The sequence below is a fragment of the Thermoleptolyngbya sichuanensis A183 genome (genome assembly GCF_013177315.1).
GTDB lineage: Bacteria > Cyanobacteriota > Cyanobacteriia > Elainellales > Elainellaceae > Thermoleptolyngbya > Thermoleptolyngbya sichuanensis.
In genome coordinates this window covers 2,635,350-2,648,121 of sequence record NZ_CP053661.1, presented here as the reverse complement: position 1 = coordinate 2,648,121, position 12,772 = coordinate 2,635,350, and the positions used below count along the sequence as shown (strand labels likewise).

Annotated in this window: 6 protein-coding genes; 5 read left to right on the top strand and 1 reads right to left on the bottom strand. The window is 55.9% G+C overall.

Annotation, left to right across the window (positions count from 1 at the left end):
• Positions 1–581: 581 nt before the first annotated feature.
• Positions 582–3,275, bottom strand: a complete 2,694-nt coding sequence (locus tag HPC62_RS11020) for a DEAD/DEAH box helicase (protein ID WP_172355623.1) — start codon at positions 3,273–3,275, stop codon at positions 582–584.
• Positions 3,276–4,773: 1,498 nt separating this feature from the next.
• Here HPC62_RS11020 and HPC62_RS11015 point away from each other — a divergent pair.
• From HPC62_RS11015 to HPC62_RS10995, 5 genes are all read left to right on the top strand, one after another.
• Positions 4,774–7,635, top strand: a complete 2,862-nt coding sequence (locus tag HPC62_RS11015) for an EAL domain-containing protein (RefSeq protein WP_172355621.1) — start codon at positions 4,774–4,776, stop codon at positions 7,633–7,635.
• Between the two features lie 197 nt (positions 7,636–7,832).
• The gene (locus HPC62_RS11010; RefSeq protein ID WP_172355619.1) at positions 7,833–8,897 is read left to right on the top strand and encodes a polysaccharide biosynthesis/export family protein; all 1,065 of its coding nucleotides are present in this window, start codon (positions 7,833–7,835) and stop codon (positions 8,895–8,897) included.
• A 388-nt stretch (positions 8,898–9,285) separates the two neighbouring features.
• Positions 9,286–10,131 (top strand): DUF2232 domain-containing protein, encoded by an 846-nt coding sequence (locus tag HPC62_RS11005; protein ID WP_225906633.1) that lies wholly within the window; start codon positions 9,286–9,288, stop codon positions 10,129–10,131.
• A 474-nt stretch (positions 10,132–10,605) separates the two neighbouring features.
• Complete coding sequence (locus tag HPC62_RS11000; protein WP_172355617.1) at positions 10,606–11,190, top strand: helix-turn-helix transcriptional regulator; 585 nt, start codon at positions 10,606–10,608, stop codon at positions 11,188–11,190.
• Between the two features lie 1,031 nt (positions 11,191–12,221).
• The gene (locus tag HPC62_RS10995; protein WP_172355615.1) at positions 12,222–12,761 is read left to right on the top strand and encodes a helix-turn-helix transcriptional regulator; all 540 of its coding nucleotides are present in this window, start codon (positions 12,222–12,224) and stop codon (positions 12,759–12,761) included.
• Positions 12,762–12,772: the final 11 nt, after the last annotated feature.

The window sequence follows — 12,772 nt, the reverse complement described above, 5'->3', positions numbered from 1 at the left end:
GCCGGGCGTTTTACTCGGTCATCTGAAGCGCTCTAGTCTTGATCAATCTCTCGATGATTTGAATCTCGATGATTTGAATCAGAGATGATCAAGAATCAACCGTTCCCACAGGTTTTTCAAACGGCACTTCATGTATTAAGAAGCGGTATAAAACGACTCATGCTTGTGTAGAGAAGCATGAGGGCGATCGCCCCATGTCAACTGAACCGACTCCAAAGACTTTGCTGGTATTTCGCAGGTGGATTAAGGCAGGAATCCTTAGATACGACCAGATATGACCTGATCTGAGTTGAGCTTAATTTGAGATTAAATGAGTAGAGAATGACTGATCCCAACTGCATTAGCTTCAGATTAACCTGACCATAATCTACGGAGGATCTCCAGTTAAAAAAATTCACCGATGGTAACAGTTCGCATTAGCTATGTCTGAGCCAACAGTCCTGGGGAAACATTGCCTCGTCCAAACCAACAGACTTGGGGGACGCTTCGTCCCCTGCAAAAGGGGGTTTGGGGGATATCCCCCAAGGCTGTTGGCTCGAAGCCAAAACTTCTCATACAGCAGGAATCAGAAGCTAGCGCCTTTACTCAATTCCCTCATTCACCGGGAAGCGATCAATCAGGGCGATCGCCCGTCGAGCATTATCCCGCAAGCTAGACGGCAGGTACGGCACATGGGGAAGTTGCGACATAAAATCCAGCGTCCGCCGCAGCACGCGGACGATATCGCCCTCATCCAGGCTAGTATTGGCGCACAGTTCCGGCCATTCCACCCCCAGCGCCCACTGCTCCACCAGCGGAATAAAGTCATATTCCATCCACACAGGCAGCGCCACCTGATACTGGTGCTGGAGCTTGAACAACTGGCGGCGCGTGCTGCGGAGTCCTTCCAGCGCCGACTCTACCCTGGCAGACACCTGATAGCTTGTCCACACATCAGGGCGAGACACCTCCGTCGTCAGCGCCGCGCAGACGGTCACCAGTTCATGGGGATCGAGGTCGTCTAGTTCACCCGATGCCATCGCCAGCCCCAGCCACAGTTCATTATCGCCCCGGATGGCGGCGGCAATTTGTCCCAATTCCGTTGGCACCACGCCATCCAGACAGCCAAACCGCCGCAAGATTTCCATCAGGTTGACAAATTCCTGCCAGTAGCGGTGGGTGTGGCGCTCTAGCTTGGCGCGGCGATCGCCCAGTTCCTCCAGCAGCCGCTCGACCTGCTTGCGCCGCTTCAAAATGTGTCCCGGATTGCCAAACTGACGCGCCGGGTGTCGCTGTAGCTCTAGGTCTAGCTCCCGCACCTTTGCCTGCTGCTCGACCACTTCGGGAGCCTGCTCGGTCGGGGCGGGGATGGGGGGAATCTGCTGGGCGATCGCCGCCGATTCTTCTGAGCCAGAGCGAACCTGACCAGGCTTTGGCGGCAATTCTGGCGGCACGGTTAAATGATCCACCTGCGCCATGCGGGGCAGTTCGGCATGAAGGCCCACCACGTCGTTCGCCGTCACCACGCGCCAGCGGTTGTCTTGCCCCAGGCAAACAAAATAGGGCAACTGCCCACCCCCCTGTGCCTTAGCCACCAGCACCGCAGGCAAGGGCTTGGCAACGGGTACGTATTTCCCTTTGAGTGAGAGAATACTTCCGGCGATCGCAAACGGCAGCGCCGCGTGCATGTCCTTCACTTGCAACTCTTGCGCCTGCTGCTGGAGATATTTCAAAATGCGGCGCTCTTCTTTGATCCGGTCGTGCAGCTTTTCGTAGCTGTTGAGAATTTCGGCATCGACATGGGCGATCTGGGCCTGCTGCTGCTCGACCTCGGCTTCTAAATCGGCGATTGCCAATTGCTGCGGCCGCAGATACAGCGTAGATAGATACTGCCCAAAGCTGCGCTCGATCAGATCCCGCGCCTCCTCCTCCGAGTGCGTTTGCAGCAGATTCAGCACCATGCCGTAGCTGGGGGTAAACTGGCTCACCAGTGGATCTGCGCCCTGCGTCGCCAGATACGCCGCCTCCGTAGCTCCTTCAAACGGCGTTTGCACCGTCACCACATAGCCCCGGTCGTCCATGCCGCGCCGCCCGGCCCGCCCCGCCATCTGCAAAAATTCTGAGGCCGTTAGCAGGCGATGCCCCCGATCCGTCCGCTTTGACAAGCTGGAAATGACTGTGGTGCGGGCAGGCATGTTGATTCCGGCAGCCAGCGTTTCGGTCGCAAACACAACCTTGATCAGCCCCCGCTGAAACAGTTCCTCCACGAGCACCTTCCAAGCCGGGAGAATGCCTGCGTGGTGTGCCGCGATGCCTCGATACAGCGGCTCGATCTGGCTGGCGCGGACGGCCTCTGGGTTGCGCTCCAGAAACAGGTCGATGAAGGTTTTTAGCTGAGCTTGTTCAGCCTCATTCACCAGCGACAGGGTTTCGATTTCCTGCACTGCCTGGTCGCAGCCCCGGCGGCTAAAGATGAAGTAAATGGCTGGTAGCATATCGCGCTGCTGAAGCTGGCTAACCAAAAAAGAAATTTTGGTTGGCTCTTGCCGTACCCTGGGCTGTTTGCCGCGTTTTTTCTTGAAGCGAGGGTTGACGGCGGTTTTTTCTTCATTGAGCAGGGGAAACAGACCCTTGGGCGACCCAAAGTAAAACTCTAGGGGCACAGGGCGAAAGTCCGAGTAGATCAGCGTGGTGGGGCCGTGAACCCGGTCGATCCAGTCGGTGAGTTGGTCGCTGTTGGCGACGGTGGCAGATAGCGCCACCAACTGCACCTCTCTGGGGCAATAGATGATGGATTCTTCCCAGACCGTGCCCCGCTGGCGATCGTTCATGTAGTGGCACTCGTCCAGCACGACCGCATCTACACCCTCCAGCGATGTGCCTACTTCACCGATGGGCGTGCCGTAGAGCATGTTGCGAAAGATTTCGGTTGTCATCACCAGAATTGGCGCGTCGCGGTTGATCGATACATCGCCCGTGAGCAAGCCAATATTTTGCTCCCCAAAGCGATCGCGGAAATCGCGCAATTTCTGGTTTGACAGGGCTTTGAGCGGGGTGGTGTAGAACACGCGCCGGGGGCACAGTCTGCCGCCTTGAGCGGCTAGTTCTTCGTTCTGCTTCAGCGCTCGAATAATGGCGTATTCCCCGATCAGCGTTTTGCCCGAACCCGTCGGCGCACAGACCACCACAGATTTTCCGGCATCTAGGGCGGCGATCGCCTCCCGTTGAAAGGCATCCAGCTCAAATGGGAATACTTGATTTAAATCGAGCTGAAATGGGGCAGAAGAAACATCCACGGGTTTTGCCTGGGAACGTAGGGTAGGTCTAGGATGGGAAACAATTGTATCGGCTATTTCATCGAACGGTTCCAGTGTTTCGGAGAAATTGTGGATTTGCCCAACTTCAACCGGATCTGGACAGGCTTTCTCAGCAATTCAGGAAACAGGGATCACCAGAGCCGGGTGAGCATTGATCGGGGTGCTGCTATTGAACGAGCAGGGGTTTGCCTACCCAAAGACCAGACGAGCAGTCAGACGGACAATCATCCAATATTGCTCCCTCTGGAATGGCTCCCTCTGGAATGGCTCCCTCTAGCATCACGGCCCCAAGGCGGCTTCTATCACCAGCGCGATCGCCCCTCATTAAGGCTGAAATTGTTCAGCGTAATGGCTTAAATCGAACGGCGAAATCATAATTGCGTGACCAAAGTGCGTGACCTAAAGTGCGTAATCAAAGTGCGTCATCAACAGTCCCGTTCAAGCGTTGCACTCCATCCTATTTCCCAATTCTGCCATTCCCGACAAGATACCGTGCTGCGTGCAGGCTTTAGAACCCTGCTGGCTTGCACCAGAAGGATGAGCACTAGGAGGGTAAAGACAGGGTGAAAGCCTTCAGGGAAAGTTCACGACCATGCAGTATGATGACCCACTTAGGTAAAGGCACAGGTAAAGGCACAGGGGTTGCTGGCGCGGGGCTAGCGTTAAAACGGCTGGATAGACGAGTCCTGACCAACGTAGGGACAAGTCTAAAACCAGCAGGTGACTGGAGTCTGCAAAGGATGTGGCCAGGGGTGCAGCTCAGGGCGATCGCCCAAAGTGTCACTGCTGGAGATGCGGCTCTCCCCTTTGCGGTTGATGCTATGGTTATCACGGGGATTGCCCTGTAATTCTGACTACATCTTCAGTCCAGCGCGATCTGCCGGATCGCTGAAGTGGGGTTCTGGTTTGTGAAACAATGTCTCCAAGAAACGATGCCTCAAGGTCTTTGCAGCGCCCCACCCTGCCCCCAACGAGGACATCTCGCCAAATTGCTCTGTCGTCTACCTGCATCACCCCTTTCACCCACTTTTCTTCGCCTGCAACCCTGCTGACTCAACTGGCTATTTTGCCCAATTCGTTGCTAGACAGGTGCCACCCAGCGCAATCTACTGCGTTGTTTCACCCGTTTCACAATGTCATCTCACGATGTCAGCAGCCTAACCCCTTTTCGAGTCGTGTTGGAACACGCTCGGCCCAGGCGAACGACTCTCCAGAAGCGAGGCAGTTTGCGCCAGGGCATCTCGCCTTAGCCGTCAGGCGGTAAAGCGTTAAAGGTAAAGCGTTAAAGTTGGCGTAACATTCTCTTGGCAACGTCCTCTTGGCAACGTCTCGAACTGAGAACTCAAACGTTCACCAAAGGAAAAGCTGTCTGAAACGACTTCTAAAACGACTTCCAAAAGCCGCCAGAAAAACCGCCCCAAAATGCTGCTACGAAATTTCCAAGAATGCCTATAGTCGCTGGATACACGCCCCTATCATGCTCCATTGGTTAAAGCCGCCCGCAAAACTGCCGTTCGCGATTCAGCGCTTGCCGCTGGTGAAGACGGTTTGGGATCGGATTTTGCCGGGAGTATTAGCGGGACTGCTGGTGCTGGGGCTGATTCATCTGGGCCTAGTGCAGTCTCTAGAACATTTGGGATACAACGCCCTCTTCTCGCTGCGTGGGCCCATTCCCTGGAGCAGGGATATCGTCGTGGTCGAAATTGATGAAGAAAGCCAGCGGAGCATTGGGCAAGCCGTTTGGACGCGCGATCGCTACGCAGACCTAATTAACCAGCTTAGCCCCGCCCAACCCAGCGTCATCGTCCTCAACCCGCTCTTGTCGGAAAATGACCCCCAGGACATGGCCCTAGTGGCGGCGATGGGAGAATCTGGAAAAGTTGTGTTGGGCCAGTCCTGGACTGATACCGACTCGGCGATCGTGCCCTCTTTGCCCCTACGAGCCGTTGCAGTTGATATCGGACACGTCTTTTCGCGGGAAGACCTGGATGGATTGGTGCGCCAGATTCGCCTGCGACGCTATGGGGTGCCAGCGCTGTCGCTCGTGGCGGCCAATCTCCACCTGCGCCCGCTGGGAGAGCGCATTGTTGTGGAAAATCCCAACCAGGAACTCTGGATCAACTGGCCCGCCGCTGCCCGCGAATTGACTCACTACTCCTACGCAGATGTGGTGCGGGGGCAGGTGCCGCTCCAGTTTTTCCGAGACAAGATTGTGCTGGTGGGCATTACTACCTCCCCCATGAACTCGCTGCAAACGCCGTTTGACCGGACTGTTCCGGTCAGCGATATGTACCTGCAAGCGGCTGCGATTAGCAACCTGCTTCAGCAGAATGACCTGCGACGGCTGGGCAACGGCTGGCAGGGATTGCTGCTGCTGCTCTTGGGCGGGCCGGTGCTGAGCTTTGGGCTGATGGGGTGGTCGTTTGAGCGGCGGCTGATGGCGTGGCTGGGGCTGTGTTTGGGCTGGCTGGGGCTGTCGGTGCTGTTGTTTCATTACCAGTATTGGATTCCGGTAGCGATGCCTGTGCTGCTGGTGACGCTGACGGGGGCGGCGGTGGCGCTGCGGGAACAGTCGCGAACCAACCTGCTGCTGCGCCAGAGTGAGGAACGCTATGCCCTGGCAGTGCAGGGGTCGAACGAGGGTCTGTGGGACTGGAACCTGATGACTAATCAGGTTTACTATTCCCCGCGCTGGAAGGAAATGCTGGGCTGGGAGGAGTCGGAGGTGGGCGATCGCCTTGAGGAATGGTACGAGCGGGTGCATCCCGATGACCTAGATTCGCTCAAGGCCGCCCTCCAAGAGCATCTCGACGGGCACACGGCCCATTTCGAGCATGAGCATCGCATGATTCATCGCGAGGGCAGCTATCGCTGGATGCTGACGCGGGGTGTGGCTATCAAGCATCGGGACGGCACAGCCTATCGGATGGCGGGCTCCCAAAGCGACATCACCCAGCGCAAAGAGGCCGAAGACCAGCTTTGGCACAACGCCTACTACGACGACTTGACTGGGCTGCCCAACCGGGCCTTTTTCTTGGATCGACTGCGGCAGGCGATCGCCTTTTCCCAGGAATATCCGCTCTGTTTTCATGCTGTCTTGCTGATTGACCTGGATCGGTTTCAGGTGGTCAACAACAGCCTGGGGAACAGCGTTGGCGACCAGCTTTTGATTGCCACGGCGCATCGCCTGAAGGGTTTTTTGCCCAGCGAAGCTGTGGTGTCTCGGCTGCCGGGGGATGAGTTTGCTATCCTGCTGCCCAACATTGAAGACGAGCGCGAAGCCACCCGCACTGCCGAGCAGCTTCAGCAAATCTTGGCCCGGCCATTCAACGTTGGCGACCAAGAGGTTTACATTACCATCAGTATCGGCATTGCCATTAGCTCTGCCCGCTATACCCAGGCGGAGCATATGCTGCAAGATGCCGACACAGCGCTGCATCGCGCCAAGGCCAGCGGCAAGGCTCGCCACCAAGTCTTTGACCCGGCCATGCACAACCGCATGTTGGCCCGGCTCAAGCTAGAAAATGATCTGCGGCGGGCGATTGCCCAGGAAGAGCGCTACGCCATGATCGGCGCAGACAACCCAGAACCGGAGCTATTTTTGCACTATCAGCCGCTGGTGCAACTCGACACTCGGCGCATTGTGGGCTTCGAGGCACTGATCCGCTGGTATCACCCCAGCACGGGATTTTTGTCGCCGGGAAAATTCATTCCAATGGCAGAGGAAACCGGGCAGATTATCCCCCTAGGCTGGTGGATTTTGCGCCAGGCCTGCCGCCAGATGAACCGCTGGCAGATGCAGTTTCCCGACCTGCCGCCGCTGACGATCAACGTCAACCTCTCCAGCCGCCAGTTTTCCCTGCCCGACCTGACCCAGCAAATCCAGGGCATCCTCTACGAAACGGGGCTAGATGCCTCCAGCCTGAAGCTGGAAATTACGGAAGGCACGATTATGGAAAACGGTCGAGCCGTCATCGATATGCTCTATCAACTGCGATCGCTCGGCATCCAGCTTGCTATCGACGACTTTGGCACGGGCTATTCCTCCCTCAGCTACCTCTACCGTTTTCCCATCAACACGCTGAAAATCGACCGCTCCTTTATCACCAAGATGCATACCGATAAGGACAGCGCTGCCATCGTCCGCACGATTATCAACCTGGCCCATAGCCTCGGGCTGGATGTTACCGCTGAGGGGGTGGAAGATCCCGAACAGGTGACCCGCCTGAAAGAGATGAACTGCGAATGCGGTCAAGGATTTTTGTTTAGCAAGGCGATCGATGCGGAAGCAGCGGAGGCATTGCTCAGCCAGACGGAGCTAATTCAGGACTTTACGTAATCTTGACTTGGAAACCCGTAAAATTCCGGTCAACCCTCACCGAAACTTTACTGAATGGTCTAGCCAGCATAAGGGCGCGATCGCAATACTAGAGATACCACTGAAAGTCTTGCTGGATTGCCGAACTGGATCTCCTGCACCCTGGCGGGCTGGGGGCGATCGCCAGCTTTTTCGTCCTTTTTATCCTCTATCAACCCATGCTGACCTGGAAAATTGTCAAGCGCATCGGCTACTCGGCTGTCACCTCGGCAGCGATCCTGATCGCCTCGCCCAGCCTTACGCCCGCCCAAACGGTGACCGGGCAGAATGTGTCGAATGTAACCGCCGTCAGCGCTGCCTCTCCGCTGCTGCAACCTGCCTACATTCTCGGCACGGGCGATGAACTGAGCATTGCCGTCTATGGGTATGACGAATACACCCTGACTACTTCGATCCTGCCAGACGGCACCATCACCCTGCCGCTGATTGGGCCAATTCAGGCAGCGGGTAAGACTACAGAGCAATTCAAGCAAGACCTAACCGAGCGGCTGCGGGCAATCTTGGTCAATCCAGCAACCACAGTGACCGTGCTAACTCCGCGCCCGATCGTGGTCAACGTTGCTGGCGAAGTGATGCGTCCTGGGCCGGTGCGAGGAACAGACCTGCAAGGCACGCCCACACTCAGCGCCGCGCTGATCTCGGCAGGTGGCATCACGCGCAATGCCGATATTCGCCAAGTCTATCTGCGTCGCGTTGGCCCCAACGGTGGCAATCAGTCCTACACGATTAACCTGTGGGATGCGATCAGCAGTGACAACGCCTCTGCTGACCTGTTGATTCAAGATGGCGACAGCATTTACATTCCCCCGCTGGGTCAGGGCGAAATTTTGGATCGTCGATTGTTAGCCCGCTCTAGCTTCTCGCCTGCGACGGTGCGGGTGCGCGTGGTGGGCGAAGTGACCAAGCCGGGTGAAGTGCAGGTGCCGCCCGGTAGTTCGGTGTCTAGCGCTGTGGCGATCGCCGGAGGCCCGACAGAAGATGCCCGTCTCAGCCGCGTCGCCTTTATCCGCATGAACGAGCAGGGGGTTATCGAGCGACGAGTGATTGATCTCCGTAATCTCAGCGATGCCAACGAGATTCAAGACGGGGATGTCGTCATCGTCCCCAAGCGACAGGACACGAGCTTTCTACAGATGGTGGGACGTGTGCTGAATCCTCTGGGATCAGTTATCGGTATTTTGGAAGGGCTGGATGGATTGCTACAAAACGACAACAACAACTAGATTGGCATCTTGACATCTGAGTTCTAGGGCTGGACAAGGGCACTGACATACCTGAGACAGCAAACTTACTGCCCTTATCCCCCAGCCCCTTCTCCCAAGTGGGGATAAGGGGAGCTAGATATGGGGTTGAAGTCCCTCTCCCGCTCTGGGAGAGGGCTTAAAAGCCTTCGGCACACCAGAAAAGGGTGAGGGCTGAAATTGCTGTGCGAAGTATATTAGTGCCTGGACAAGGCTCATCATGCTCATAACGTGCTTGTGAATCCCAAGCTTTTGAATACTACGCTTGTGAGTATCACGTATCAGCTTGAACCGATGTGAAGCAAGTGTGGCAAGAACGTCACAAACCTGGCAGGCAAGTATAGTAGAAAAGCTGCGGTTTGAAACTGGGATGAGCCATTTGCAAGATGACGTGCCAGCAGAAGATGATGCCCAGGGGTGGCAGGGAACAGGGCGATCGCCCTCCCGTTCACCCTTTGATCGCCCCTCTTCGTCCAGCGATGCCGAATGGGACGCAGCACTGCGGGCAATGGGCGAGGAACCTGCACGGGCGATCGCCGACGCTTCTGATCCCTCGCCCGTGCAGGTAAACGTAGCTCCGGCTCCGCTTAAGCTGGTGGAAACGGCATTTTTGTCTAGCACGGCGGGGCTGCTGTGGCTGGTGAGCTACTATCTCAGCCTTGTGCCCTGGATGCGGATTGTGTTTCCGCTGCCGATCGCCCTGGTGTATTTGCGCTGGGGAGCGCGGGCCGCCTGGATGTCGCTGCTGGTGACGGGGCTACTGCTATCGGTGCTAATGGGCCCATTTCTCAGCATCTTGTTCATCATTCCCTACGGACTGCTGGGCGTGCAGCTTGGCTTTTTGTGGCGGCGGGGCGCAGGTTGGCCGGTTTCCATTAGCATTGGCGCAGTGCTGGCGACGCTAGGCCTGTTTGCGCGAGTCGCTCTAACGTCTGCCTTCGTGGGCGAAGACCTGTGGGTTTATTTGACGCGGCGCATCGCCGATTTGCTGGAGTGGCTGGTGACGCGGCTGGTGGACTGGGGCGTGTTGGGGGTTGAGGCTCTGGGACAGATTAATCTGTCTGCGGTGCAGGCGCTGACGGTGGGGGCCTTTTTGCTGAGCGATCTGGTGTATGTGTTCACGATTCACCTGGCGGCCTGGCTCTTGCTGGGGCGGCTGGGCAACGCCATTCCGGAACCGCCGCGCTGGGTGCGGATTTTGCTAGAAGAAGAATAGCTGGAGCGCGCCCATTGCAGCGGCATTGCACCAGCTTGATACTAAGAATTGATATTGACAGAGCATCCGGAATAGCCTATCGTGAGAGTGTAATACCCTGTAGTACGATGCTGACTCTGTTTCACCTGGGCGATCGCCCGGATGACTTTGCGCCAACTGGGTCAGTAGGTTGTAGAGCCTATAGAGCGCGTATCGAGTAGCGCGTAGAGTGCAATTTGACGACCTGCGATGCGATCGCCTCTAGCCCCTGAATTCGTCGTTTTCGTTCAATTCGAGTCTCATCTGTTAGCAGTTGAGATCCATCCATTCAGCGCCACCTGTTAAACGCTACAGCACAGACAGTCGGTTCAAAATTGCTTGCATATTTGCAATCAAGGGCTTCCCAGAAAGTTGAGGTGTTGTGCTGTCTGGCGCTATTTCCAGCACCGTGATTTGAAAGTTTTCGGCAGATAGTCATAAATGATGCCCCCTAATATGACCCCCAATATGTTTCCCACCAAGCCTCCCACCAAGCCTCCCACCAAGCCTCCCATTACGCCCCCGATTTCGCTTTTTGAGAGCTTGTTAGACGGTGTTCTCATTGCAACGGAAACCGAGCTGATTGTTGCAAACGATGCCGCCCGACAGATTTGTACGGTGCTGTGGCATCGGGCCCAGTCTGAGCGGCGATCGCCCCTCCAAGTACCGACTGATATCTGGCAAGTGTGCCAGTTAGTCACGACTGGCCACGTTGACAAACTCACGGTTCAAGATGGCGAATATTTCGTGGAACCGCGCCAGCAAATTCGGATGCGATCGCACTGGATGACCCTAGCTGAGGGCGATCGCCCTTATCTGCTGGTGATTCTGGAAGACCAGGACAGCCTGCGCCGCCGAGCCGCCCGCGCCGAAGCCCGTCGCTTTCGTCTCACCCGACGCGAAACAGAAATTTGGGAACTGCACCGCGCTGGCCACAGCCGCCAGGAAATTGCCGACCTCTGCTACATCACGCTGGAAACCGTGAAAAAACACCTGAAAAGCGTCCGCGCCAAAATCGAACCCTGGGAAGCAGCAGGCTGATCTCAATTTTGGATTTTAGATTTTGGTTAGTGTCCTTAGTTTTTCGCCACCTCAATCTGGCAACTGCTGAAACCCTTACAGCATGGTTGTTCTTGATTGGTCATTGTGAGGGTGGCGAATAAATCGGGACACTAACGATTTTGGATTTTGGATTGCCAGTCATGCATCTGCGGGGCTTCTGGCAATTTCTTTCGTACAATTCGGCTCCCCTTCTCCCAAAAAGGGAGAAGGGGCTGGGGGATGAGGGCAAACTTGCACAACTGGGATGCGCCCCTTTCGTAGACCCTCAGAAACACTGATAGGAAAGAGTAAAAAGCCTCTGGCATATCTGGAGCTTTACGCCCTTTTGCAGACCAATCACCCACTGAAGCTTAACCCCAGCCTAACCCCAAAAATCACTGCGTAAAACCTGGAAGCAGAGCCGATAACTGCAATAGCTCTACCCAATCAACTCGGCATTTGGAATGATTTCGCGTCCGGATTGCGTCTTGCTCTATTGTCTGCCTGGATGCCGTTGCGATCGCCCTCAGGATTCTCTCAGGGGGCGCGATGGCGCACCGCTGAGCAAGGTGTTTTCGGCGGTGTGCCATCGCACCTGTACAATCCGCAGTGCTGTGCGCGACACCGCCGAACAGTTCCAGTTTGTTTCAGCAACCAATCTCTCGTGTGGCAACTTAGTTAAGCGCTCAGTTAAACGCTCAACCTATGATTTTCCATCATCCACACGCCCCATCCGGAGCAGCAGTTTGGATAGTGGCACAGTGCCACTTCTGAACACAAGATCGGTGGATTTCAATCGGGGTACAGCATTTTTGAAGCGGTGGGATGCATCAATCGCACTCCGAAGCCCAAACGTAGAGCGATTCAGATAGCGCTCACCTAGCGAGAAAATGCTGCGACCTCAACGAATGACTCTGACGTTTATGCTTTGCCCCAAAGCTCCGCCAGAGCAATCAGCCAGGAACCTATGAATCAGGGAAACTGACTTTTTCATTCGCCGAGGCAAATGCAGTGTATTTTGGAAAGCCCCCATGAACAGCAACTTTTTACTGCAAGCGATTTTCGAGAGCTTTATCGATGGTGTGCTGATTGTGAGCGATCGCGGCGAGGTCATCTACGCCAATCGCTCAGCCCATGAAATTTGCCGAATGTTATCGTCTGATGGGTTGAAAACTATGCGCTTGCCTAACCAGATCTGGCGCATTTGCCAAATGCTGGTGAATAACCGAGCGCTACACCAGGATACGACCGTGATTCTAGAAGACGAAATCCTCACCAGCAACAACAATCCTTTGCGAGTTCGGGTGGAGTGGATCTCGCTGGAATCAGTAGAGCGGCCGTGCCTGCGCGTGACGATCGAGGACCGGATGCAGTCTGCCCGCAAACGGGCGATCGCCGAACGAGAGCGCTATGGACTGACGGAACGTGAGGCAGAGGTCTGGCTGTTGCGCCATCTAAACTGGACCTATAAGGCGATCGCCGCCAATCTGCACATCACCGTAGACACCGTGAAAAAGCATGTCCGCAATATCTACGCCAAGCGCGAAGCCTTCGAGTGGGCGCAAGAATAGCAGCGGACAGA

What these genes read in the sequence shown, in the direction of transcription:
- HPC62_RS11015 (WP_172355621.1), top strand. Translation starts at nt 4,774, where the DNA reads ATGCTCCATTGGTTAAAGCCGCCCGCAAAACTGCCGTTCGCGATTCAG.
- HPC62_RS11010 (WP_172355619.1), top strand. Translation starts at nt 7,833, where the DNA reads ATGCTGACCTGGAAAATTGTCAAGCGCATCGGCTACTCGGCTGTCACC.
- HPC62_RS10995 (WP_172355615.1), top strand. Translation starts at nt 12,222, where the DNA reads ATGAACAGCAACTTTTTACTGCAAGCGATTTTCGAGAGCTTTATCGAT.
- HPC62_RS11000 (WP_172355617.1), top strand. Translation starts at nt 10,606, where the DNA reads ATGACCCCCAATATGTTTCCCACCAAGCCTCCCACCAAGCCTCCCACC.
- HPC62_RS11005 (WP_225906633.1), top strand. Translation starts at nt 9,286, where the DNA reads ATGAGCCATTTGCAAGATGACGTGCCAGCAGAAGATGATGCCCAGGGG.